Annotated in this window: 22 protein-coding genes; 12 read left to right on the plus strand and 10 right to left on the minus strand. The window is 66.2% G+C overall.

What is annotated here, in order from left to right:
• Positions 1–83 precede the first annotated feature (83 nt).
• From IGW04_RS04570 to IGW04_RS04590, 5 genes are read left to right on the plus strand one after another with little or no spacing between them, the layout of a single operon-like run.
• Positions 84–1,241 (plus strand): acyl-CoA dehydrogenase family protein, encoded by a 1,158-nt coding sequence (locus tag IGW04_RS04570; protein ID WP_194711858.1) that lies wholly within the window; start codon positions 84–86, stop codon positions 1,239–1,241.
• Between the two features lie 44 nt (positions 1,242–1,285).
• Positions 1,286–2,281 carry a Bug family tripartite tricarboxylate transporter substrate binding protein gene (locus IGW04_RS04575; RefSeq protein ID WP_194711859.1) on the plus strand — a complete coding sequence of 332 codons (996 nt, stop codon included), beginning with the start codon at positions 1,286–1,288 and terminating at the stop codon, positions 2,279–2,281.
• Positions 2,282–2,298: 17 nt separating this feature from the next.
• Positions 2,299–3,630 (plus strand): MmgE/PrpD family protein, encoded by a 1,332-nt coding sequence (locus IGW04_RS04580; protein WP_194711860.1) that lies wholly within the window; start codon positions 2,299–2,301, stop codon positions 3,628–3,630.
• Positions 3,631–3,669: 39 nt separating this feature from the next.
• On the plus strand, positions 3,670–4,524 hold the full coding sequence (locus tag IGW04_RS04585) for an alpha/beta fold hydrolase (protein WP_194711861.1): 855 nt from the start codon (positions 3,670–3,672) through the stop codon (positions 4,522–4,524).
• The gene (locus tag IGW04_RS04590) at positions 4,521–5,510 is read left to right on the plus strand and encodes a D-2-hydroxyacid dehydrogenase family protein (protein ID WP_194711862.1); all 990 of its coding nucleotides are present in this window, start codon (positions 4,521–4,523) and stop codon (positions 5,508–5,510) included. Before IGW04_RS04585 ends, IGW04_RS04590 begins: the two co-directional genes overlap by 4 nt.
• A 536-nt stretch (positions 5,511–6,046) precedes the next feature.
• On the opposite strand, the gene IGW04_RS04595 is transcribed toward IGW04_RS04590, so the two are convergent.
• Positions 6,047–7,603, minus strand: a complete 1,557-nt coding sequence (locus tag IGW04_RS04595) for an HDOD domain-containing protein (RefSeq protein WP_194711863.1) — start codon at positions 7,601–7,603, stop codon at positions 6,047–6,049.
• A 290-nt stretch (positions 7,604–7,893) separates the two neighbouring features.
• Between IGW04_RS04595 and IGW04_RS04600 the strand changes: the two genes are divergently transcribed.
• Positions 7,894–9,171 (plus strand): PQQ-dependent sugar dehydrogenase, encoded by a 1,278-nt coding sequence (locus IGW04_RS04600; protein WP_228526850.1) that lies wholly within the window; start codon positions 7,894–7,896, stop codon positions 9,169–9,171.
• 2 nt (positions 9,172–9,173) lie between these two features.
• Positions 9,174–9,791, plus strand: coding sequence for a c-type cytochrome (locus tag IGW04_RS04605; RefSeq protein ID WP_194711864.1), 618 nt, complete (start codon positions 9,174–9,176; stop codon positions 9,789–9,791).
• A 22-nt stretch (positions 9,792–9,813) separates the two neighbouring features.
• Here the strand turns inward: IGW04_RS04605 and IGW04_RS04610 are convergent, their stop codons facing one another.
• The 3 genes from IGW04_RS04610 to glxR form a co-directional block, all read right to left on the minus strand.
• Positions 9,814–10,869: an NAD(P)-dependent alcohol dehydrogenase gene (locus IGW04_RS04610; protein ID WP_194711865.1), complete on the minus strand. Its 1,056-nt coding sequence runs from the start codon at positions 10,867–10,869 to the stop codon at positions 9,814–9,816.
• 584 nt (positions 10,870–11,453) lie between these two features.
• Positions 11,454–12,245 carry an SDR family oxidoreductase gene (locus tag IGW04_RS04615; protein WP_228526851.1) on the minus strand — a complete coding sequence of 264 codons (792 nt, stop codon included), beginning with the start codon at positions 12,243–12,245 and terminating at the stop codon, positions 11,454–11,456.
• The gene (glxR, locus tag IGW04_RS04620) at positions 12,242–13,381 is read right to left on the minus strand and encodes a 2-hydroxy-3-oxopropionate reductase (protein ID WP_194711866.1); all 1,140 of its coding nucleotides are present in this window, start codon (positions 13,379–13,381) and stop codon (positions 12,242–12,244) included. The genes IGW04_RS04615 and glxR overlap by 4 nt, the downstream gene beginning before the upstream one ends.
• On the opposite strand from glxR, the gene IGW04_RS04625 reads away from it, so the two are divergent.
• Positions 13,380–14,030: a hypothetical protein gene (locus IGW04_RS04625; protein ID WP_194711867.1), complete on the plus strand. Its 651-nt coding sequence runs from the start codon at positions 13,380–13,382 to the stop codon at positions 14,028–14,030. The two genes, glxR and IGW04_RS04625, sit on opposite strands and share 2 nt — an antisense overlap.
• A gap of 9 nt (positions 14,031–14,039) precedes the next feature.
• Here the strand turns inward: IGW04_RS04625 and IGW04_RS04630 are convergent, their stop codons facing one another.
• Together IGW04_RS04630 and IGW04_RS04635 are read right to left on the minus strand one after the other, a co-directional pair.
• Positions 14,040–15,050 (minus strand): NAD(P)H-dependent flavin oxidoreductase, encoded by a 1,011-nt coding sequence (locus IGW04_RS04630; RefSeq protein WP_194711868.1) that lies wholly within the window; start codon positions 15,048–15,050, stop codon positions 14,040–14,042.
• Between the two features lie 43 nt (positions 15,051–15,093).
• The gene (locus IGW04_RS04635) at positions 15,094–15,537 is read right to left on the minus strand and encodes a nuclear transport factor 2 family protein (protein ID WP_194711869.1); all 444 of its coding nucleotides are present in this window, start codon (positions 15,535–15,537) and stop codon (positions 15,094–15,096) included.
• A 152-nt stretch (positions 15,538–15,689) separates the two neighbouring features.
• Here IGW04_RS04635 and IGW04_RS04640 point away from each other — a divergent pair, with 152 nt between their 5' ends.
• Complete coding sequence (locus tag IGW04_RS04640) at positions 15,690–16,241, plus strand: PadR family transcriptional regulator (protein ID WP_194711870.1); 552 nt, start codon at positions 15,690–15,692, stop codon at positions 16,239–16,241.
• Here IGW04_RS04640 and IGW04_RS04645 read toward each other — a convergent pair whose 3' ends face one another.
• Positions 16,242–16,610 carry a SirB2 family protein gene (locus IGW04_RS04645; RefSeq protein ID WP_323744809.1) on the minus strand — a complete coding sequence of 123 codons (369 nt, stop codon included), beginning with the start codon at positions 16,608–16,610 and terminating at the stop codon, positions 16,242–16,244.
• Between the two features lie 158 nt (positions 16,611–16,768).
• Between IGW04_RS04645 and IGW04_RS04650 the strand changes: the two genes are divergently transcribed.
• Positions 16,769–17,536, plus strand: coding sequence for a YoaK family protein (locus IGW04_RS04650; protein WP_194711872.1), 768 nt, complete (start codon positions 16,769–16,771; stop codon positions 17,534–17,536).
• Here IGW04_RS04650 and IGW04_RS04655 read toward each other — a convergent pair.
• The 3 genes from IGW04_RS04655 to IGW04_RS04665 form a co-directional block, all read right to left on the minus strand.
• The gene (locus tag IGW04_RS04655) at positions 17,533–17,841 is read right to left on the minus strand and encodes a hypothetical protein (protein WP_194711873.1); all 309 of its coding nucleotides are present in this window, start codon (positions 17,839–17,841) and stop codon (positions 17,533–17,535) included. The two genes, IGW04_RS04650 and IGW04_RS04655, sit on opposite strands and share 4 nt — an antisense overlap.
• 45 nt (positions 17,842–17,886) lie before the next feature.
• Entirely contained in the window at positions 17,887–19,323 is a 1,437-nt protein-coding gene (locus IGW04_RS04660; protein WP_194711874.1) for an NAD-dependent succinate-semialdehyde dehydrogenase, read from the minus strand.
• Between the two features lie 486 nt (positions 19,324–19,809).
• Positions 19,810–20,673, minus strand: a complete 864-nt coding sequence (locus IGW04_RS04665; RefSeq protein WP_228526853.1) for a nucleotidyltransferase family protein — start codon at positions 20,671–20,673, stop codon at positions 19,810–19,812.
• A gap of 86 nt (positions 20,674–20,759) precedes the next feature.
• Between IGW04_RS04665 and IGW04_RS04670 the strand changes: the two genes are divergently transcribed.
• Together IGW04_RS04670 and IGW04_RS04675 are read left to right on the plus strand one after the other, a co-directional pair.
• Positions 20,760–21,512, plus strand: coding sequence for a metallophosphoesterase family protein (locus tag IGW04_RS04670; RefSeq protein WP_323744810.1), 753 nt, complete (start codon positions 20,760–20,762; stop codon positions 21,510–21,512).
• Between the two features lie 186 nt (positions 21,513–21,698).
• Entirely contained in the window at positions 21,699–22,514 is an 816-nt protein-coding gene (locus IGW04_RS04675; RefSeq protein WP_194711876.1) for a helix-turn-helix transcriptional regulator, read from the plus strand.
• The last annotated feature ends 5 nt before the right edge of the window (positions 22,515–22,519 follow it).

A 22,519-nucleotide genomic window follows, 5' to 3' on the forward strand; every position in this document is an offset into this window, starting at 1 on the left:
GCGCTTGCCTTGGCCTCGTCACGGCGGCCGGGAGTCAAGCGCGCCAGCAGCATGAACCATCGCAGATCATCAACGAGGACCTAATGAATTTCGAACTGAGTGAAGAGCACCGCGCCTTTGCCGATTCCGTACGCCGCTTTGCCCAGGACAAGCTGGCGCCAGGCGCGCTGGCACGCGCGCATGCCACCCGCTATCCCTGGGATGTGGCTGCCATGCTGGCCGAGCAGGGCTTGCTGGGCATTGCCTTCGATGAAGCCGACGGCGGCCAGGGCGGCACCCTGATGCATGCTGTGCTGGCAATCCAGGAAGTGGCGCTGGCCTGCCCGAAGAGCGCCGACATCGTCCAGGCCGGCAACTTCGGCCCGATCCGGACCTTCGTCGAATATGCCAGCGCCGAGCAGAAGCAGCGCTTCCTGCCCGATCTGCTGGCCGGCAGGAAGCTCATTGCGCTGGGCATGAGCGAGCCCGATGCCGGCTCGGCCGTGACCGAGCTCAAGACCAGCGCCACCGAAGACGGCGACGGCTACCTGGTCAATGGCAGCAAGGTGTTTTCCACCCATAGCCCCGAAGCCGACCTGTTCCTGATCTATGTGCGCTTCGGTCCCGGCGTCGATGGCATCGGCTCGGTGCTGGTGGAGCGCGGCACGCCCGGCTTCACGGTTGGCGAGCCTTCGTCCTTCATGAGCGGCGAGCAGTGGAGCCAGCTCTATTTCGAGAACTGCCGCATACCGCGGGCCAACGTGCTGCTCGGCATGGGCGGCTTCAAGAAGCAGATCTCGGGCTTCAATGTCGAGCGGCTGGGCAATTCCTCGCGCTCGCTGGCGCTGGGCCGCTATGCCTTCAATGCGGCGCGCGAACATGCGGCCACCCGCAAGCAGTTCGGCCGCGCGCTGTGCGAGTTCCAGGGCATCCAGTGGAAGTTCGCTGAGATGACGATGAAGCTGGAAGCCGCGCAGCTGCTGCTGTATCGGGCCGCGCTGGAAGGCGAGCATGGCCTGCCGTCGGCGCAGAGCACCGCGATGGCCAAGCTCGCCTGCAACCAGGCCGGCTGGGACGTGGCCAATGAAGCGCTGCAGGTCATGGGCGCGATGGGCTACAGCCAGGAAATGCTGATCGAGTACTGCGTGCGCCGCACCCGTGGCTGGATGATCGCCGGCGGCTCGATCGAGATGCTGAAGAACCGGATCGCCGAAGGCGTGTTCGGCCGGTCCTTCCCGCAGCGCGCCGCCAGGGCAGCCTGAACGCCCTTCATCCATCCATAAATAAAACGATCAAGGAGACCTTCATGAAATTCAATGCCACCCTGCGCAAGTTCGCCCTGCCGGCGATCGGCGCCGCCCTTGCCCTGTTTGCGCAGAATGCGCCGGCCCAGGACCCGGCCTGGCCCATCAAGCCGGTGACCATGATCGTCGGCTTTTCCGCCGGCGGCACCACCGACATCATCGCCCGCATGCTAGGCATCGAACTCTCCAAGATGTGGAACCAGTCGGTGATCGTTGAAAACCGTCCCGGCGCAGGCGGCAACATCGCCGGCGCCGCAGTGGCCAAGGCTGCGCCCGACGGCTATACCCTGTTCATGGGCTCGACCGGCCCGCTGTCGGTCAACACCAGCCTGTACAAGCGCATGCCCTTCGACCACCTGAAGGACTTCACGCCGATCTCGCTGGTGGCCGACGTGCCCAACATGCTGGTGGTCAATCCGAAGACCATGCAGGCCAATAACTTCAAGGAATTCATGGCGCTGCTCAAGGCCAATCCCGGCAAGTACTTCTATGCCTCCACCGGCAGCGGCACCGCATCCCATCTGGCCACGGAACTGCTGAAGTCGCAGGCCAATGTGGAAGCGACCCATGTGCCCTACAAGGGCGCGGTCGCGCTGAATGACCTGCTGGGCGGCGATGCGGTGCATTTCATGTTCGCCACGATTCCGTCGGCGGTCCAGCATGTGCGCAGCGGACGTCTCAAGGCGCTGGCGCTGTCGAGCAAGAAGCGCTCGACCGGCCTGCCCGACATTCCGACCGTGGCCGAATCCGGCTACCCGAATTTCGATGCTAGTTCTTGGTTCGGCCTGGTGGGCCCGGCCAACATGCCCAAGGCCGTGACGGAAAAGATTTCATCCGACATTGCCCGCGTGCTGGCCATGCCGGAGATACACGCCAAGTTCATCGAGCAGGGCGCCGAACCGGTCGGCTCGACGCCCCAGGAATTCGGCAAGTACATGAAGGATGAAACGGCGAAATGGGCAAGCGTGGTCAAGATTTCCGGCGCCACGGCCGAGTAAGAGCAAAGGAGCATCGCATGTACGTTGTTGAACAGTTCGCGCAGTTTGCCGTTGACTACCGCGCCGCGGCCATGAGCCCGGAGGTCGTGCATCATGCCAGGCGCGCCGTGATCGACTGGCATGCGGCGGCGCTGCCGGGCGCGGTGCTGCCGCCGGCCACGTCGCTGGAGCGGGCCCTGGCGGAAGAGCTGGGGCATGGCAGCGCCCGCCTGATGCTGGGCCAGCCGGCCACCGTGCGGCTGGCGGCGCTGGTCAACGGCACCGCGTCGCATATCGTGGAGGTGGACGACATCTTCCGCGAAGCGATCTACCATCCGGGCGCGCCCACCATTGCGGCGGCGCTGGCACTGGGCCAGTCGCGCAAGGTGTCGGGCGAGGCATTCCTGCGCGCGGTGGTGGTGGGCTACGAGATCTCGACCCGCATCGGGGCCGCGATGGGCCGGGCGCATTACCGGCACTGGCATAACACCGGCACCATAGGCTGCTTCGGCGCGGCGGCGGCGGCGGCCGAGATACTGGGGCTGGACCAGGCCCGCTTCGCGCATGCGCTGGCCACCGTGGCCACCTTCGCCGCCGGGCTGCAGCAGGCCTTCCGCATGGATTCGATGTCCAAGCCGCTGCATGCCGGCCGTGCCGCCGAAGCCGGCGTCACCGCGGCGCTGGCGGCGGCGCAAGGCGTGACCGGCTCGCTCGACATCCTCGAAGGGGAAGCCGGCCTGGGCTGCGCAATGAGCGACGGTCCGGACTGGGGAAAAGCGGTGTCGACCCTGGGCCGCGACTTCCATGTCACCCGCATCACGTTCAAGAACCACGCCTGCTGCGGCCATACCTTCGCGCCGATCGACGGCGCGCTGGCGCTGCAGGCGCAGCACGGCCTGCGCGCCGTCGACATCGAGCAGATCAGCATCGGCACCTACCGCGCCGCGCTGGAAGTGGCCGGCTACGAGAATCCGGCCACGCCGGCCGAAGCGCGCTTCTCGGTCAAGTACACGGTGGCCAGCGCGCTGACCCATGGCAGCGTGCGCCTGGCCGCGTTCGAGCCGGCGCGCATGAACGATGCGGCGACCCGCGCACTGATGAAGAAGATCACATTGACGGTCGATCCGGAACTGGACGCCGCCTTTCCCGGACAGCGCGCCGCCCGTGTCGAGATCCGGCTGCGCGACGGCCGGGTGCTGGCCTTCCTGCAGCCGTTCCGCAAGGGCGATCCGGAAGCCCCGCTGTCGGACCGCGAGCTCGAGCAGAAATACCGCGAACTCGCCGATCCGGTGCTGGGAAGCGTGGCGGCCGGCGCCCTGCTGGAGAAACTCAATCGCCTGGACGAACTGCCGGGCCTGGAAACGCTCTGAGGCGATGCGACGGCCCGGCAGATCAAAGGGAAACACCACATGGCAACACCGATTGCATTGAACGAAGGCCTGCACGAGGGCATGGTCGACACCAGCCTGGGCAAGCTGCATTACGTCAGCGCCGGCAACGGCACGCCGCTGGTGCTGATCCATGGCGGCTTTGGCAGCTGGCTGCACTGGCGCGACAACATCGCGGCGCTGGCGCGGCACCATACGGTGTTTGCGATCGATTTGCCGGGCTTCGGCCTGTCATGCGACGCCGCACCGGAAAGCGATATCGACGGCCTGGCGCGTCCGGTGGGCGAAGCCATCGCCGGCCTGCGCGCCACGCTCGCGCCGCCGCTGCGCGACACGCCGCCGGGCATTGCCGCGTTTTCCTTCGGCACCGCGGTGGCGGTGCGGGTTGCGCTGCTGTTTCCGGAGGCGGTGGCTGCGCTGCTGCTGGTCAATCCACCCGGCCTGGGCCAGGTGTCGGAGGAAGTCAAGGCATTGCAGGCCCGCGCCGCCGAGGCCGCCCGCGGCCAGGGCCTGCGCGCCGGCCTGGCGGTGACGCTCAACGAGCTGATGGTGAAGGACGCCGCGCTGGCCACCCCCGAAGCGCTCGACCTGCTGGAACAATGCGTGCGGCAGAACCGCTTCGTGTCGCGCCAGCTGTCGCGCTCGGTGCATCTGCGGCCGATGCTGCAGGCGCTGCAGGTGCCGGTGCATGTAATGCTGGGGCAGGACGACCCGCACCAGCGGCATGAACTGGCCGAGCGCCGCGACTGGCTGGCGCAGCACCTCGGGCCGGCATCGGTCAGCGTGATTGCCGACGCCGGCCACTGGCTGCAATACGAGCAGGCGGCGCGCTTCAATGCGCTCGCGCTGCGCTTCTTCAGTGGGGCACAGGCATGAAGATCACCATCCTCGACGACTACCAGAATGCCGTGCGTTCGCTGGCTTGCTTCCAGCTGTTGAAGGACCATGACGTCACGGTCTGGAACGACCATGTTGAAGACATCGACCTGCTGGCCAGCCGCCTGGCCGACACCGAGGTGCTGGTGCTGATCCGCGAGCGCTCCACCATCAGCGCTGCGCTGCTGGAGCGGCTGCCGCTTCTCAAGCTGATCAGCCAGCATGGCGTGACGCCCCACATCGACCTGGCCGCCTGCAGCCGGCATGGCGTGCTGGTGTCGGCCGGGCAGTATGGCCGGCCCTCGTATGCAACGGCGGAATTCACCTGGGGCCTGATCCTCGGCGCGCTGCGCCACATACCGCAGGAAGCGGCGCGGCTCAAGGCCGGGCACTGGCAGTCGACCATGGGCGACGTGCTGCATGGCCGCACCCTGGGCATCTTCGGCTACGGCCGCATCGGCGCGCTGGTTGCCGGCTATGGCAGGGCATTCGGCATGCGGGTGCTGGTCTGGGGCCGCGACACCACGCTGGACAAGGCACGCGCCGACGGCCATCTCACCGCCGCCAGCCAGCGCGAGCTGTTCGAACACGCCGACGTGCTGAGCCTGCATGTCCGGCTGACCGATGCCACGCGCGGCATCGTCACTGCCGGACACCTGGCCCTGATGAAGCCCGACGCGCTGATCGTCAATACCAGCCGTGCCGGGCTGATTGCCGCCGGTGCGCTGGAAGCGGCGCTGCGGGCAGGACGGCCGGGCCGCGCCGCGGTGGACGTGTACGAGCATGAGCCGGTGGGCGCGGACCATCCATTGCTGGCGCTGCCAAATGCGCTGTGCACGCCGCACCTGGGCTATGTCGAGCGGGATGCCTACGAGTTTGGGTTCGAGAAGGTGTTCGAGCAGATCCTGGCTTTTGCGGCGGGCACGCCGGTGCATGTGGTGAATGCGGCGATGCTGAAGCAGGAAACTGCGCCGCGAGCGGTATAGGACAGAAGTGGGCGATGCGTCGCCCGCCGATTCGGTGGGGCGCAATACCCGCAGGGCATTGCGCCATGCGTCGCAGCCCGCAGCAGCATTGTCGTGCGGCGTCCGCGCGGCCGTCGGTGCAATGACACTTCGGGGATTGCACCCTGCCAGGATTGGAGCTGGCGCGGTCGCGGCGGCTGTGGAGTCAAAATGGCGTAGGGTGGAATACCCCGAAGGGGCATTCCACCGAACCGGTGATCACTGCAAGGCGCGGTATTTTCCTGTTGTTCAACTGCCCATGGCGCAATGCCCCTTCGGGATATTGCGCCCTTGCCGACCTCGCACCTTCTCGCGCTCCGGACACCGCTGACACGGTGCATTCAACGGGACTTGACTGCGACGTCAGCTGCTGACCTGGCCTCCATCCGCTGACCTGGCGACAGCGCCACCCGCATCAAGTCAACGGGCGAAATCCTTTGCCGGGCCATCAGGACCACAGCGCTTCCCCGATGTCATAACCACCTTCTCCTGCCTCACATGAAGCAAGAGCCCCGCGCTCATGGCACGCGCGCAGCCATGCGCGCAATGACCTGTGACTTGATCATCCTGAGCAGCGAGGTTTCCTCGGGCGTGATGCCCTCAGGCGCGGTAACGGTGCGGTCCGCGTAGAAGTAGCCGACCGGCGCGCCCTTGACCACCAGCGGCAGGATGATGAAGCTGCGCGCTTCCGGGAGCATGGTCCTGTGCCAGACCGGCAGCAGCGATGCGATCTTCATCGTCGACGCGTCCGAGATCAGCAGGTCGGCATTGTTCTGCATCGACAGGAAGAACAGGTCCTTGTTGCCGCTTGCGGCAAAGGCAAAATGCCTCTGCAGCCTCGGCGTTGCCGTGCCCAGCGCCAGGCGCGATTTGTACAGGCCGGTCTGCATGTCGCGCAGACAGACCGTGGCGTAGCGAAATCCCATGCCGGCGTAAAGGGTTTCCAAGGCCAGGAACATCAGGTCGTTGATATTGCCCGCGCCGCTGGCGATCATCTCGGACATGGACTGGGCACCTGCCATCAGCAGCTCGCGCGCCTGCACCGGCTTGCCGCTCGGATGGCGCTCTGCGGACGGCGCGGCGCTGTCGCCGGCCATCAGGAACTCCGCCAGGGGGTCGGCCCTGGCCACGGACTGCGGCGCGACCGGGACAGGGACTGGCTCGGCGATGGCATCTTCCTTGAAGACGATGTCGGCATTGAGCCTCAGCGCGCGGGCTTCCGTGGCGACTGCCTGAACCAGCTCGGCCATGCCCTGGGCATCGAGGTTCAGCGCCGCGCCGTAACGGGCCAGCACGGCGCGGCTGTCGGCATCCTTGCCGGGATCGGTCATGCGCGGCAGCAGGGCGGCCATGCTTGCGCTGAACCCAGCCACCTGCTGCATCCACTCGGCGCGGCTCCTGGCCGGCTTGAGCATGCCGGCCGGCAGCGGCGCCAGGGCGTGGACGATGGAATCGGGCATGTTCCAGGAACGCAGCGCCGTCTCGGTCAGGTCGTCGAAACTGCAGCCGAGAATGCGGGCCGATGACTGCGACTGCGACAGGCCGGCGCTCTCCGCCAGCTCGGCGATGCGGCCGTAAAGCAGGTGATCGTGCGCGGCCACCAATACCCGCCCCAGGTTCTTGAACAGCGCAGCGACCGCCGCTTCCTCGGCATCCTTGAACGGCGCGCGGCGCGCCATCGCGCGGCCGAAGACGCTGGCGCACAGCGCCAGCGACAGCTCGTTGCGCACGCTCTGGCCTTTTCTGCCCTTCATGCCATCGACCAGCAGCATCGCCAGCGCGCTGGTCTTGACTGTCTCGAAGCCGAGCAGGAAGATCGCGCGCGATATCGTTGTGACCGGCATGCCGCCAGCGGTCCGGTAAGAGGCGGTATTGGCAAGACGCAGCATCTTCTGCGTCAGGGCCACGTCGTTGAGCAGGAAGGACGCCAGTTCGCGCACCGAGTCATCTTCCGCCGACGCCATGCGTACCACTTCCGACACCGACGCCCCAAGCGCCGGGAGCTCGCTGCCCTGCGTCACCTGCCACAGCAGCCTGTCGCGCGCGGCGCGGGTATCGGGGCCATTCTCGGTCATGCTTCCTCTGCTGCTTTCCGGTTGCTCGTGGCGCGAGTCTACAGCAATCATGGTCCGTCCCGAAGCGGGTCTTGCGCCTGGACATGCGGCACGCCAGTGGGCTGGGCAAGGCGTTGTACTTCTCCGTATAATCGACCGCACAATCAAAAGTACAGGCACGGAGACATTTCCATCACCCCCTTTCTTGCCACGCCCTTGCAGGCTGCGCTGCAGCGCATGGACGATGTATTGAAGCTATTCAACCACCAGCCCGGTATCGGGCGCACAACCAGAAGAAGAGGAGAACCCGCATGAATCATGCATGGAAGCTGAGCGCGCTCTGCGCCGCCATTGTGTTCGGACCCGCCGCAATGGCGCAGCAGGCAGCCGCTCCCGCGGCCGCACCGGCCGCCGCCCCCGCCGCTGCACCGGCCGCCACCCCCGCCGCCGCGCCGGCGCCGGCCTGGAAGCAGGGCATGGCGGAGGGGCAGGCCAGCTCGCCGCTGCATCCTTTTGCCCCGCACATGACCGGCCGCGCCGCCAGCGAACTGCCGATCGACAAGCTCAAGGTGCCGGCCGGCTTCAAGGTGGAGGTCTGGGCCGAAGGCGTGCCCGAGGCGCGCTCGCTGGCACTGGGCGACAAGGGCACGGTATTCGTCAGCAACCGCAACCTGTCGAATGTGTATGCGATCGTCGACAAGGACGGCAAGCGCGAGGTCAAGACCCTGTTCAAGGGCATGAACAGCCCCAACGGCGTGGTGTTCGACAAGGGCACGCTGTATGTGGCCGAACGTCACCGCATCACCCGCTACGACAACATCGAGAGCCAGCTCGACAGCCCGCCGCAGGCGGTGGTGGTGGTGGACAACCTCGACCCGCACAAGCAGCCGGGCCACTTCTGGAAGTACCTGGCGATGGGGCCGGACGGCAAGCTCTACTTCAATATCGGCTCGCCGCAGAACATCACGATGCCGACCTATATGGAAGCGGTCATCATGCGGGTCGACCCGAAGACCGGCGTGCTGGAAAACTATGCGCAGGGCGTGCGCAACAGCGTTGGCATGGCCTTCCATCCCAAGACCAAGCAGCTGTGGTTCACCGAGCATGCGCGCGACTGGATCGGCGACGACATGCCCTCCGACGAGCTCAACGTGGTGAGCAAGCAGGGCGAGCATTTCGGCTTCCCCTATTGCTTCCAGGGCGATTTCCTTGATCCGCAATATGGCAAGAACCGCTCCTGCGCCGACTTCACCAAGCCCAAGCTCAACCTCGGCGCTCACGTGGCGCCGCTGGGCATGCGCTTCTACACCGGCAAGATGTTCCCGGCCACCTATGCCAACAACGTCTTCATTGCCCAGCACGGCTCCTGGAACCGAACGACGAAGCAGGGCTACAACGTGGTGCGCGTGACCATGGACGGCAAGGGCAATGCCAAGTCCGAGCCCTTCCTGGAAGGCTTCATGACCGACGAGAAGGCCGACCCGCCGATGTGGGGCCGGCCGGCCGACGTGCTGCAGATGGCCGATGGCTCGCTGCTGGTGTCGGACGACTATAACGGCATCATCTACCGCGTGAGCTACAAGAAATGACGATGTCCCGCTCCCTGTTGTCCAGGCGGGCGGGCGCGGCGGCCTGGGCCGCCGCGCTCCTGCTGTCAGCCCATGCCGGCCAGGCCGTGGCCGGCGCCGAGGAAGGCCGCGCCAAGGCCCAGGCCTGCGCGGCCTGCCATGGCGAGAACGGCAATTCGACCAGCCCCGCCTTCCCGTCGCTGTCGGGCCAGCCCAAGCAGTTCATCGTCTCGGCGCTGTACCAGTTCCGCGAAGGCAAGCGGCAGAACGAGATCATGTCGCCGATGGCGGCCAAGCTCAGCAATGCCGACATGAACGACCTCGCCGCCTACTATGCGGCACAGCCGGCCCCGGCCACGCAGCACAAGACCGCGCCGGCCAATGTCGAGAAAGGCAGGCAGCTGTCGGTGCAGAACAATTGCGTTGCCTGCCATGCGGCCAACCTGATGGGCCAGCAGCACATCCCGCGCCTGGCCGGGCAGCACAAGGACTACCTGCGGGCCCAGCTTGCCAGCTTCAAGGCATCGACCCGCGGCGAGATGGATGGCGTGATGACCTCCGCCGCCCAGGCGCTGACGCCGGACGACATCGACGTGCTGGCAGACTACCTGGCCGGCCTGCCGGTGGCGGCGGCGAAGTAGGCGCCGCGGCTCGCCATCTGCATCAGGGCGTGATCGCCACCTTCAGCACGCCGTCGCGCTGATTGGCAAACAGCTCGTAAGCCTGTTCGATCTGGTCCAGCCGGAAGCGGTGCGTGACCATGGGCTTCAGGTCGACGCGGCCGGAGGCGACCACGTTCATCAGCCGGCGCATGCGTTCCTTGCCGCCGGGGCAGAGCGTGGTGATGATCTTGTGGTCGCCCAGGCCGGCGGCAAAGGCATCCAGCGGCAGCGACAGCTTGCCGGAATACACGCCGAGGCTCGACAGCGTGCCGCCCGGCTTCAGCACCCGCAGGCAGCTTTCGAACGTCTGTTGCGTGCCCAGCGCCTCGATCGCCACGTCGGCTCCCTGGCCATGGGTGAGCCGCATGATCTCGTCGACCGGGTTGACCTTGGTGTAATCCACCACGATATCGGCGCCGAGGCGCCTGGCCATTGCCAGCCGCGCCGGCACGCCGTCGACCACGATGATGCGGCTGGCGCCCTTCAACTTCGCGCCGGCGGTGGCGCACAGGCCAATCGGCCCCTGCGCAAACACCACCACGGTGTCGCCTATCCGTATTCCGCCGCTTTCGGCGCCGCCGAAGCCGGTGCTCATGATATCCGGGCACATCAGCACTTCCTCATCGGTCAGGCCATCGGGTATCACTTCGAGATTCGCCATGGCATTGGGCACCAGCAGGTATTCGGCCTGGGCGCCGTCGATGGTATTGCCGAAGCGCCAGCCGCCCATGGCCTTGCCGCCGCATTGCGACGGGTGGCCATCGAGGCAGGTATGGCACTGGCCGCATGGCGTGATGGCGCCGGCCACCACGCGCTGCCCGACCGCATAGCCCGTCACGCCCGGACCGAGCGCCTCGATCACGCCGACCGGCTCATGGCCTATCGTCAAGCCCTGCGCCACCGGATATTCGCCCTTGAGGATATGCACGTCGGTGCCGCAGATGGTCGTGGTGGTGATCTTCACCAGCGCCTCGCCCGCGCCTGGCGCGGGAATCGGCTTTTCTTCCAGGACGATCCGTCCTGGGCCCTTGAATACCGCTGCTTTCATGGTACGCATCGCTTGACTCTCCTTGCAGGTTCGGGCCGGTCGCGGCTTGCGGCCGGCGGGGCGTGCGGCCATGTTAGGAAAGAAGGGGGCGGCGCGGTTGACCCAGGTCAAAAAGTGCCGGAAGGAGTCAGGCGGGGTCTTGGCAGGCTGATGTAGATACGGTTGAGCTGAAGCAGGGAGGATAGCCGTTGCCGTTCAAGGCCGCGTCAGGCGTGCCATGGCGGCCAGGCCTGAAGCGGACAAGGTGCGGCGTCAGTAGGGTGCAATACCCCGGAGGGGCATTGCACCAGCGGTCGATCGGGGAAGCCGGCCGCCATTGCTATGCCAGTCTGCGACGCATGGTGCAATGCCCTTCGGGTATTGCACCCTACAGAAGCGGCTGCCTTTGCCGTTGCCGTTCAAGGCCGCGTCAGGCGTGCCGTGGCGGCCAGGCCTGAAGCGGACAAGGTGCGGCGTCAGTAGGGTGCAATACCCCGAAGGGGCATTGCACCATTGGTCGATCGGGGAAGCCGGCTGCCATTGCGATGCCGGTCTGCGACGCATGGTGCAATGCCCTTCGGGTATTGCACCCTACAGAAGCGGCTGCCTTCCCTCTACAGCCCTCCCGCGCAGCGCACCACCGCCCCGGTCATGTAGGAAGCCTCATCCGACAGCAGCCACACCACCGGCGCCGCAATCTCTTCCGGCGTGGCCAGCCTGCCCATCGGGATCTTGGGCGCTACCCGCAGCGGCCGGTCGGGTTCGCCGGCGGCCGCGTGGATGCCGGTCAGCGTCGAGCCGGGCGCGACCGCGCAGACGCGGATGCCGTTCGCGGCGACCTCGCGCGCCAGGCCCAGCGTGAAGGTCTCCACCGCGCTCTTGCTGGCGGCGTAATGCACATACTCATTCGGGCTGGCGGTAACGGCCGCGATCGACGACAGGTTGACGATCACGCCATGGGTGCCGGCATCACGGAAGCGCTTCAGGGCGGCGCGGCTGCAGTGCATCGTGCCCAGCACATTGGTGCGGAACACCTGCTCGATCGATGCCGGGTCGGCATCGGCGAAACGGCCCAGGCGGCCGGTGATGCCGGCATTGTTGATCAGCCCGAACAAGGAGCCCAGATGTGCCTGCGCGGTGTCGAACATGCGCTCGACATCGGCCTGCCCGCCGACATCTCCCTGCGCCAGGCAAACGGTGCCGCCGGCGGCAGCGATCTCGTCGGCAAGCCGGCGCGCGGCCTGCTCGTCATGCAGGTAGTTGATGGCCACCGCATAGCCCCGCCGGGCAGCCAGGCGGCACACAGCGGCGCCGATGCCGCGGCCGCCGCCGGTGACCAGCACCGCGCGCGGGCTGCCGTCGGGCATGGCTGGCCGGGATGGCTGCTGCTTCGCCGGCGCGCTCATTGCGATGGCGCGTCAGGCGCAATCGGATGGTTGGCCATCAGTTCCAGCGCCCGGCACAGCGCTGAATGGTCGAGACGGCCCATGCCGTTGGCGGCGCAGGTGTTGAAGAGTTCCTGCGCGGTGGCGGTGTTGGGCAGCGCCACGCCCAGCGCCCGTGCGCCCTGCAGCGCCAGGTTCAGGTCCTTCTGGTGCAGGTCGATCCGGAAGCCCGGATTGAAGGTGCGCTTGATCATGCGCTCGCCATGCACTTCGAGGATGCGCGACGAGGCGAAGCCGCCCATCAGCGCCTGGCGCACCTTGGCCGGGTCGGCGCCCGCCTTGGAAGCGAACAGCAGCGCTTCGCTGACGGCCTCGATGGTCAGCGCCACGATGATCTGGTTGGCGACCTTGGTGGTCTGGCCGGCGCCGTTGCCCCCGACCAGCGTGATGTTCCTGCCCATCAGCTCGAACAGGGGACGCACCCGCTCGAAGGCATCGTCCGGGCCGCCAACCATGATGGTCAGCGAAGCCGCCTTGGCGCCGACCTCGCCGCCCGACACCGGCGCGTCGAGATAGGCGCAGCCGAGGGCATTGATGCGTTCCGCGAAAGCCTTGGTGTCGATCGGCGAGATCGAGCTCATGTCGACCACCACCTTGCCGGCCGACAGTCCGGCTGCCACGCCTTGCTCGTCGAACAGCACTTTCTGCACGTCCGGCGTGTCGGGCAGCATCAGGAAAATGATCTCGGCCTGGCGCGCCACCTCGGCGGCGGATGCGCAATAGCTGGCCTTGCCATCCAGCGGATCCGGTTCGCGCCGGGTGCGGGTATGCACGAACAGCTGGTGTCCGCCGTTCTGCAGGTTCAATGCCATCGGTGCGCCCATGACGCCCAGCCCGATGAATCCGATGCTAGCCATGTGTTCTCCTCGTGAGTTTATCGGTGTGTGCGCAGCAGTGTACTGGCTGCGGCCGTGGCGAGAAAGCCTCACCTGCTGGGCCCATGCAAGCCCGCGCCTTGATCCGACGCAGTGCGTGGATGATTGCCCGCGGCGGGGTCTCCCATGTTTGCCATTGATCAGAGCCGTCTGGGTTTGCCTGCCGGACCATTTTCGGGTCGCGCCGCCGTTCGGCGGCCATGTTTGAGGAAAAAAAACCATGAAAGCGCTGTTCACGCTGTTGGCCGCGTTCCTTCTGTCCCTTGGCACTGCCCACGCGGCACTGATTGAAGTCGCTTCTGCGTTGGGTCCGGCCAGTACGGTGCAGGACACCAGCTCCGGTCTTGAATGGCTGAAGCTGCCGTACACGCGCAATCTCTCCGTCAATCAGGTCCGTGCCGCCATGGCGCCCGGTGGGATGTTCGAAGGGTTCCGCTATTCCACGCAGGATGAATTCAGCTGCGGCTTGCTGAAGCCGCAGACCGGATTCGGCTGCGGCGATTTTTCGGCCTCGACGGACGAGGCGCGGGTCCGGGCCTTCCTCAACCTGTTCGGCACCGGCTTTACGGAATGGTCGCTGTATTCCGTGTTTTCGCCAGAGCAGAGCAGGCAATTCGGCTGGATTGACGATTACGCCGCCACCTTTGGCGCGCGCTTCTACTATTACCCCGGCGCCCAGTTTCCAGTCGAATACGACAGCCAGCTGTTTGGCGTCCGGCTCGACAGCCCTCAGACGCACTGGCTGGTGCGCGAGGCACGGGATGGGGATGATGCCCACGGCGTGCCAGAGCCGCCAATGCCGGCCCTGCTGGGCGCCGGCTTGCTTGGCTGGCTCGGTCTGCTGCTGAGACGCCGCGTCTTCGTCCGCTGATCCCGCCGGTCAGGCGCTTACAGCCTGCGGCCTGGCGCTGCCGGCCGCCGGTGCAATGGCGAGGTTGAGCCGGTGGCGCGCGGCCTGGTACTCGTCGGCGAAACGGGCCACCAGCTCGGCGGCCGGCACCACGCGCTTGATCGCGCCCACGCCCTGGCCGGCGCCCCAGATGTCGCGCCAGGCCTTGGCCTTGCTGCCGCCGCCGGAGCCGAAGTTCATCTTCGACGGATCGGATTGCGGCAATGCCTCCGGGTCCAGGCCGGCATTGACGATGCTCTGGCGCAGGTAGTTGCCATGCACGCCGGTAAACAGGTTGGAATAGACGATGTCGGCCGCGCTGCTGTCGACGATCATCTGCTTGTAGCGCTCGTCGGCATTGGCTTCGGCGGTGGCGATGAAGGCCGACCCGATATAGGCCAGGTCGGCGCCGGCGGCTTGCGCGGCGAGGATGGCGTTGCCGCTGGCAATGGCGCCCGACAAGGCCAGCGGGCCGTCGAACCATTCCCGGATCTCGTGCAGCAGCGCGAATGGCGAGAGCCGGCCGGCATGGCCGCCGGCGCCGGAAGCCACCGCGATCAGGCCGTCCGCGCCCTTGTCGATCGCCTTCTTGGCAAAGGCGTTGTCGATCACGTCATGCAGCACGATGCCGCCGTAGGAATGCACCGAGCGGTTCACGTCCTCGCGCGCGCCGAGAGACGTGATGGTGATGGGCACCTTGTACTTTGCGCACAGCTCCAGGTCGCGCTCCAGCCTGTCATTGGACTTGTGGACGATCTGGTTCACCGCGAACGGCGCCGCCGGCCGGTCCGGGTGGCGGGCATTGTGTTCGGCCAGCTCGCTGGTAATGCGCTCCAGCCACTGCTCCAGCGCCGGTTCGGGCCGCGCATTCAGCGCGGGGAAGGAGCCGACCACGCCGGCCTTGCACTGGGCAATGACCAGGTCCGGGTTGGAAATGATGAACAGCGGCGAACAGATCATGGGCAGCGAGAGGCGGCCTTCGAGGATGGGTGGCAGTGACATGATGGCTCCGGGTGGGAAATGGTTGAAGTAGGTGTTTCGGTATTCAGCCGGGAATGCTGTTGCCCTTGAGCGTGGCGGTGGACGACGACAGCTGCGCACCCATCTTCGCCGCCAGCGCCTGCAGGCCGCTCATCGGGCGCACCATCACCTCGAATTCCTCGATCAGGCCCTGGTCGTCGAAGCGCAGCATGTCGATGCCCTTCAACGCCTTGCCGCTGACCTCGGCGCTGAATTCCAGCACGATGCTGTGGCCGTCCTCGCTGACGAAGCTGCGGTGATAGTGAAAATTCTCGAATACGGTGTTGACGGTCTTGAGCACCAGGCGGATGGCGGCCTTGCCGGGATAGGGCGTGTGCGCCACCGGCGAGCGGAACACGATGCGCTCCGACAGCAGCGGGTCGAGTTCCTCCATTGCATTGCGTTCCAGTATCTGGTGCCAGGCGGCCAGCGTGCGCTGCGCGGCGTCGGACAGTTGATTCGCTTTCATTTCGGTCTCCTTGGTCTTTTCCGCCGTCGTCGCGGAATGCTGCTGCATCAATACGCAACTGGTTGCATAAAGCATAGCAAAGCCAAATCGGCTATGCAACTGGTTGCATAAAGTTTCGCAGCTTGCCCGGGCCAGCCGTTAAAATACCGGCTATGTCGATCCAACATGCCCTGCTGACCTCGCTGCTTGAAAAGCCGTCCACCGGTTACGACCTTGCTCGGCGCTTCGACAAGTCCATGGGCTATTTCTGGCATGCCAGCCATCAGCAGATCTACCGCGAACTGGGCCGGATGGCCGATGCCGGCTGGATCGTGGCGACGGACGACAACGACGCCGGCAAGCGTCGCCGGCGGCTGTATCAGGTGCTGGAGGCGGGCCGGGCGGAACTGGCGCGCTGGGTGGCGCAGCCGGAAACCGACAGCAATGCCGACCGCGCCCTGCTGATCAAGATGCGGGCCGAGGCCGTGATCGGCCCGCATGGCCTGGACCGGGCGCTGCGGCGCATGATCGCCGAGCACCAGGCCAAGCTCGATACCTATCTCGGCATCGAGCAGCGCGATTTCGGCGCGCCGTCCCTTTCCAAGTCGCAGCAGCTGCGGCATGCGGTGCTGCGCGCCGGCATCGTGGCCGAGCGCAGCTGGCTGCAATGGGCTGGCGAGGTGCTGTCGCTGCTGGAATCGGCCGAGGCCGGCGCCGCCGGCTGATCAGGCTAGCGGAAAGGGAGTCTTGCTCAGCGCCACCGCCACGATGTAGGCAAAGGTGGCCAGCGCCGCCAGGAACGCGGCGGCCCGGATGCCATTGCTGCGTCCGCGCTTCAGCGCCACCGAACCCAGCACGATATACAGCAGCAATGCGCAGACCTTGGCCGTGAGCCATGGCTGGGCCAGCGGATACTGCGCGCTCCAGACCGCCAGCGCCACCGCGCTGGCCAGCAGCACGGTATCGATCAGGTGCGGCAGCGTGCGCACCCAGCGCTGGCGGAGCCGCGGCGAGTCCTGCAGCATCCACAGGCCGCGCAGCAGGAACAGCGCGCCGCTCAGCGCGGCGCAGCTCATGTGCAGATGTTTGAGCAAAAGATAATTCATCGTGGAAGAGGGGATGCGTTAACGACGGTCGGGCTCATCGGGTCACTGCGTTTGATCTGGGTAGACATGCATGCCTGTTGGGAAAAGGGTTACGTCAAGTAATATAACCGCAGTCTCACCGCGACTCTTGATGACAGGGCCAGTCAGTGCCAATCCATTACGCAAGAAGGCTTACCGCACCCCAACGCACCAGGCAGGCGAACTGGCACCTGGGCATTGCCCTGGCCTTCGTGGCCGGCGCCACCAATGCCGGCGGCTTCCTCGCGGTGCATCAGTACACCTCGCACATGACAGGCATCGTGTCGGCCATGGCCGACAGCCTGGTGCTGGGCAGCTATGGCCCGGTGCTGGCCGGCGCCGGCGCGCTGCTGTCCTTCCTGTCTGGCGCCGCGTTCACCGCGATCCTGGTGAACTATGCGCGCCGGCGCGGCCTGTACAGCGAGTACGCGCTGCCGCTGCTGATCGAGGCGCTGCTGCTGCTGGGCTTTGGCCTGCTGGGCGCGCGGCTGTCGACGATAGAAGGGCTGTTCATTCCGGCGACAGTGATGCTGCTGTGCTTCATCATGGGCCTGCAGAATGCGCTGATCACCAAGATCTCCAAGGCCGAGATACGGACCACCCACCTGACCGGCACCATCACCGACATCGGCGTCGAGCTCGGCAAGCTGTTTTACTGGAACATGCATGAGCGGCCGGACCGGCCCAGGGTGCTGGCCGACCGCAGCCGGCTCAAGCTGCTGACGCTGCTGCTGCTGGCCTTCTTCGTCGGCGGCATCAGCGGCGCGCTCGGCTTCAAGCATGCCGGCTACCTGTCCACCGTGCCGCTGGCGCTGATCCTCTCCGGCCTGGCCCTGGTGCCGATGCTGGACGATATCGGCGCCGTGCTGCGCCGGCTGCGCAAGCGGGGGGCTTAGAGCACCTCGGTGTCGCTCACCCGCACCAGGATAACGTCCTGGCTGAACTGCCGTTCCAGGCGGGCGCGGTAGGCTTGCCACCAGACGCGGTCCAGCGCATCGGCCAGCACTTCATACAGGTAGACGTCGTCGCGGCATACTGCGCCGCCGGGCTCCTGCCACGCACCCACCGCCGGGGAGCGCAGGAAGGCGGTGACGCCGCCAAAGCGCTCTGTGAGCTCGCTGCGTGCCTGGTCGAAGAATGCCCTGGGAAAGGGTTGGCCGTGCCGGTCGTAGACCGGCAGGAAGAGTTGTATCAGTTTCATGGCCGGGGCCGCTGCCGGCCCGCACGGGCGGGCCGGCAGGCGTCCTTACACGTTCATGATGGAAATGGAGCGGGTGTTGAGATACGCTTCCAGCGCTTCCGGTCCGCCCTCGGAGCCGTAGCCGGAATCCTTGATGCCGCCGAACGGCATTTCAGGCCAGGGCGCGGCCGGCTGGTTGATCCACAGCATGCCGACTTCCAGGCGCTGCGACAGCAGGTGCGCATTCTTCAGCGAGCTTGTGAAGGCATAGCCGGCCAGGCCGAAGGGCAGGCGGTTGGCTTCGGCGATCGCTTCTTCCAGCGTGTTGAAGGGACGTATCGCGGCCATCGGTCCGAACGGCTCCTCGTTGAACACCTTGGCGTCCAGCGGCACGTCGTTCAGGATGGTCGGCGCATAGAAGTTGCCGACCTCGCCGATGCGTTCGCCGCCGGCCACGATGGAGGCGCCGCGCTCGACGGCGTCGCGCGCGAAGTCGGCCATCGCGGTCAGGCGGCGGCTGTTGGCCAGCGGGCCCATCTGGATGCCCTCGCCGCTGCCTTCGCCCACCTTCAGGCCCTGCGCATACTTGGCCAGCGCCGCGGCGAAGTCATTGCGCAGGCTTTCATGCACGAGGAAACGGGTCGGGGAGATGCAGACCTGGCCGGCATTGCGGAACTTGGCGCCGCCGGCGGCCTTGACCGCCAGGTTCACGTCGGCATCCTCGGCCACGATCACGGGCGCATGGCCGCCCAGTTCCATCGTGACGCGCTTCATGTGCCTGCCCGCCAGCGCGGCCAGCTGCTTGCCGACCGGGGTCGAGCCGGTGAAGGTGATCTTGCGGATGACGGGATGGGCGATCAGGTATTCCGAGATTTCAGCCGGATTGCCGAACACCAGGCCCACCACGCCCGGCGGCAGGCCGGCGTCGATGAAGGCCTGCACCAGCGCGGCCGGCGATGCCGGGGTTTCTTCCGGCGCTTTCACGATGATAGAGCAGCCGGTGGCGAGCGCCGCGGCGATCTTGCGCACCGCCTGGTTGATCGGGAAGTTCCACGGCGTGAAGGCCGCGACCGGGCCGACCGGGTCCTTCAGCACCATCTGGCGCACCGCCAGGTTGCGCGACTGGACGATGCGGCCGTAGACGCGCAGGCCTTCTTCGGCGGCCCATTCGATGATGTCGGCAGAAGCCATCGCCTCGACCTTGGCTTCGGCCAGCGGCTTGCCCTGCTCCTGGGTCAGGATTTTTGCGATCTCGCCTGCGCGCTCGCGCATCAGCGCGGCGGCGCGGCGCATCGTCTTGGAACGCTCGGCGGCCGACACATCGCGCCAGGCTTCAAAACCTTTCTGCGCCGCTTCCAGCGCGCGGTCCAGGTCGGCAATGCCGGCGTGGGCAACGCGGCCGATCTCGCTGCCGGTGGCCGGATTGACGACGGCGAGCGTGCGGCCGTCCGCCGCATCCTGCCATTGGCCACCGATCATGAGCTGGGTATTGGGATAAGTCATGGTGTCTCTTTCCTCTTGGTTCGCTGTAGGTTCTGTAGATTTTTTATAAAGCCGGGAACGCAGATTATAGGCATGCGCGCCAATCCTCGCCGGACTCACTAAAGAAATTCGCACCGCTGCTCGAAAAATCAGCAAAAGTTACGCACAAAAACCGTGAACAAGCCTGTGGATATCTATGGGCGCAAATTGCCAAGCTACTGATTTCATGGAAAGAATCCGACCTGCTCAAAAACCCGCTGCGCGGCCGTCCACAAGTTTTTCCAGCGGACAATCCACAGCAAGTCCCTTCGGCCCATGCACAGGTCGTCCACAGGGTTTTGCCGAAGCGGGTCGGCGTAGGGCGGCATACCCGAAGGGCATGCCGCCGTTTTGCGCTTCCGTGGACCGGCGGCCCGGTGCAATGCCCCTTCGGGGTATTGCACCGACGGATCGGCGGCAGCGCCCTTCAGCGGCAGCCGGCCGCCGGCCGCTGTTCCGCCCGCAGTCCTACGCTTCCGGCTCGTGGTCGTCGGCGATGGCGCGGGTCCAGCTGGCCGTGTCCTCCGGCGTCATGTTGCCCACCGGCTGCACCCTGGCGTCCTGCAGGCCCTGCCGGTGGATGTCATTCAGGTATTGTTCGCGCGACAGCAGGGTGCCCAGGCACAGGTCGGTGGCGGGCGGCGGCGCGTGGGTTTCGTAGTTCAGGCGGCGGATCAGCTCGTCCATCACGCCCACCGGCACCAGGTCGCGCTGGGCGGGATAGGCAAAGCCGAACAGGATCAGGTGCGACAGCAGCACCCGCCAGTGTTCGCCGAAGCGCCGCACGAGGCGCGGCCAGTCGATGCGCTCGCTGCAGGCCTGGATCAGGTGGGCAATGTCGGCGCCGTCGAAGCGTTCCTTCTCCATGATGAAGGCCTTGGACCAGATCATTTCCTCGATCGGCGAGATCCGCGCCGGCAGGCCCAGCACCTGGGCATCGGCGGCGAATTCGAACCAGGCATCGTCGACATGGGCCACCGCATTGCCGGAACTGAAGATCAGGTCAATGTAGTTCCCGTCGAGGTGGATCTTTCCCAGCCAGTGCGGGAAGGTCAGTTCGCAACGGTATCCCGCCGCCTGGAACACCTCGCTGACCCGATCGAAGTCGCCGCGCCGGATGAACAGGTCGAGGTCCTTGGTCGGCCGGTTGATGCCGGTGTAGCGGTTGAAGGCATAGGTGCCTCCCACCAGGTATGGCACGGATGCTGCATTGAGCCGGAGCAGGACATCGCGGTAGAACGCGGCGACGGCAGCATCCGGTTCTTCCGTCGCAACGTGTGCCGGGATCGGGTCGGTAAGGTTCATGGCGGCCTTGGCATGGTGGTCTGGCATTGAAAGTCAGCAAAACTTATGCCACGCAATGCGGTCTGTCCTGCATGAACAGTGTTAACCATTCAACAATCAGCAAGGAGGATGTCGTGGTTTCAAAGGACAAGATCCGTTTCGCCGCAGTGGGCGACCTGCATTGCACCAAGGACTCGGCGGGCAGCCTGCGCGAATTCTTTTCCCAGGCCGGCGAAGCGGCCGACGCGCTGCTGCTGTGCGGCGACCTGACCGACTACGGCCTGGCCGAGGAAGCCCATGTGCTGGCCGAGGAGCTTGCCCACACCCGCATCCCGGTGATCGCCGTGCTGGGCAACCATGACTATGAATCGGGCGATCCGGACCAGGTCAGGCGCATTTTGACCGAAGCCGGCGTGCGCATGCTCGACGGCGAAGCCTGCGAGATCCACGGCGTGGGCATTGCCGGCGCGAAGGGGTTCGCCGGCGGATTCGGCCGCAGCGCGCTCGGGCCGTGGGGCGAGGCGTCGATCAAGGCCTTCGTCAATGAAGCGCTGCAGGAAGTGATGAAGCTGGAAACGGCGCTGGCCAAGCTGCGCACCCGGCACCGCATCGCGATGCTGCATTACTCGCCCATCGTCGGCACCGTGCAGGGCGAGCCGCCGGAGATCTTTCCCTTCCTCGGCACCAGCCGGCTGGAAGATCCGCTGATCCATTACCCGGTCGATTACGTGGTGCATGGCCATGCGCACCGCGGCACGCCGGAGGGGCGCACCGTCAATAACATTCCGGTGTTCAACGTCGCCCGGCCGCTGCTGCACCGCTCCTACCCCGGCCAGCCGGCATTCCGGGTGCTGGAAGTGCCGGCGGAAGACTTGCTGCCCGTGTAAAAAGCGGCTGCGGCCTGCAATATTTTCAGTGTGGCAGCAGCGCCGGACGAAAGAGGGCGGAAGGCCCGGCGCGGCGCTCCGCAGCAGCCTGAGCGCAGCCGGGCGCGCCGGCCGCTGCCTTGTTGACCCCCACCGGCCGTGGTGCTAGCCTCTTCAGCCATTCCCACCGTTCACCCTCCTTCCGCCATGCGCTACTGGAGCCTCGATAGAGCCCGGCCCGCCGGCCAGCTCGACCTGTCGCGCGTCACCAGCCTGATGGCCGCGGTCGGCCAGGCCGATGCGACCTCCTTCGCCACCGAGGTGCTGAAGACGCTGGGCTCGGTCGCGCAGATTTCCCAGTGCACCATCTTTGCCTATGAATTCGGCAACCGTCCGCGCACGGTGTCGGTGGCGGACCACAGGGGCGGGCGCTTCCTGCACAATGTCGCGGAAACCTATTCCCGGCTGTTCTATGCGCTCGACGGCAACCAGAAGATCGTCACGGGCGCGGCGGGCGCGGCGCCGGCCGCGCTGCTGATGCACCGCCAGTCCAGCGAGGACATCGCGCATGAAGCCTATCGCGCCGCCTGCTACCGGCATCCGCATGTCAGCGACCGCCTGGCCTTGCTGCTGCAGCCGGCCGATGAGATCTGGCTGTCGGTCAACCTGTACCGGGACAGCGATCATGCGAATTTCCAGCCCGGCGAGATCGCGCTGATCGAAGCGCTGGCGCCGCTGATCGGGCATGCGGCCAGGCACCACTACGCGCTGCATGGACAGGCCCAGCTCGGCATTCCGCAACTGATGCTGGCGCGCATACGCACGCTCTGCCCGGGCTTGCCCAAGCGCGAACTCGATGTGATCCGCGGCGTGCTCGAAGGCCGCACCGCTGCCGACATCGGCGAGCTGCTCGGCATCAAGCCGGCCAGTGTCACCACCTACCAGAAACGCGCCTATCAACGGCTCGGCATCTCCAGCCAGCGGCAATTGTTCGCGCTCTGCCTGTCCTCCGAAGCGCCCTGAAAGGC

Source organism: Noviherbaspirillum soli (assembly GCF_015352955.1).
GTDB classification, from domain to species: Bacteria; Pseudomonadota; Gammaproteobacteria; order Burkholderiales; family Burkholderiaceae_D; genus Noviherbaspirillum_A; species Noviherbaspirillum_A soli.

Coding starts and splice junctions, on each gene's coding strand:
- glxR (WP_194711866.1), bottom strand. CDS start 13,381: ATGGTTTTTTTTCCTCAAACATGGCCGCCGAACGGCGGCGCGACCCGA.
- IGW04_RS04610 (WP_194711865.1), bottom strand. CDS start 10,869: ATGCGTACCATGAAAGCAGCGGTATTCAAGGGCCCAGGACGGATCGTC.
- IGW04_RS04630 (WP_194711868.1), bottom strand. CDS start 15,050: ATGTCACTGCCACCCATCCTCGAAGGCCGCCTCTCGCTGCCCATGATC.
- IGW04_RS04575 (WP_194711859.1), top strand. CDS start 1,286: ATGAAATTCAATGCCACCCTGCGCAAGTTCGCCCTGCCGGCGATCGGC.
- IGW04_RS04595 (WP_194711863.1), bottom strand. CDS start 7,603: ATGACCGAGAATGGCCCCGATACCCGCGCCGCGCGCGACAGGCTGCTG.
- IGW04_RS04655 (WP_194711873.1), bottom strand. CDS start 17,841: ATGAAACTGATACAACTCTTCCTGCCGGTCTACGACCGGCACGGCCAA.
- IGW04_RS04605 (WP_194711864.1), top strand. CDS start 9,174: ATGTCCCGCTCCCTGTTGTCCAGGCGGGCGGGCGCGGCGGCCTGGGCC.
- IGW04_RS04640 (WP_194711870.1), top strand. CDS start 15,690: ATGTCGATCCAACATGCCCTGCTGACCTCGCTGCTTGAAAAGCCGTCC.
- IGW04_RS04615 (WP_228526851.1), bottom strand. CDS start 12,245: ATGAGCGCGCCGGCGAAGCAGCAGCCATCCCGGCCAGCCATGCCCGAC.
- IGW04_RS04580 (WP_194711860.1), top strand. CDS start 2,299: ATGTACGTTGTTGAACAGTTCGCGCAGTTTGCCGTTGACTACCGCGCC.
- IGW04_RS04585 (WP_194711861.1), top strand. CDS start 3,670: ATGGCAACACCGATTGCATTGAACGAAGGCCTGCACGAGGGCATGGTC.
- IGW04_RS04665 (WP_228526853.1), bottom strand. CDS start 20,673: ATGCCAGACCACCATGCCAAGGCCGCCATGAACCTTACCGACCCGATC.
- IGW04_RS04675 (WP_194711876.1), top strand. CDS start 21,699: ATGCGCTACTGGAGCCTCGATAGAGCCCGGCCCGCCGGCCAGCTCGAC.
- IGW04_RS04625 (WP_194711867.1), top strand. CDS start 13,380: ATGAAAGCGCTGTTCACGCTGTTGGCCGCGTTCCTTCTGTCCCTTGGC.
- IGW04_RS04570 (WP_194711858.1), top strand. CDS start 84: ATGAATTTCGAACTGAGTGAAGAGCACCGCGCCTTTGCCGATTCCGTA.
- IGW04_RS04635 (WP_194711869.1), bottom strand. CDS start 15,537: ATGAAAGCGAATCAACTGTCCGACGCCGCGCAGCGCACGCTGGCCGCC.
- IGW04_RS04660 (WP_194711874.1), bottom strand. CDS start 19,323: ATGACTTATCCCAATACCCAGCTCATGATCGGTGGCCAATGGCAGGAT.
- IGW04_RS04590 (WP_194711862.1), top strand. CDS start 4,521: ATGAAGATCACCATCCTCGACGACTACCAGAATGCCGTGCGTTCGCTG.
- IGW04_RS04600 (WP_228526850.1), top strand. CDS start 7,894: ATGAATCATGCATGGAAGCTGAGCGCGCTCTGCGCCGCCATTGTGTTC.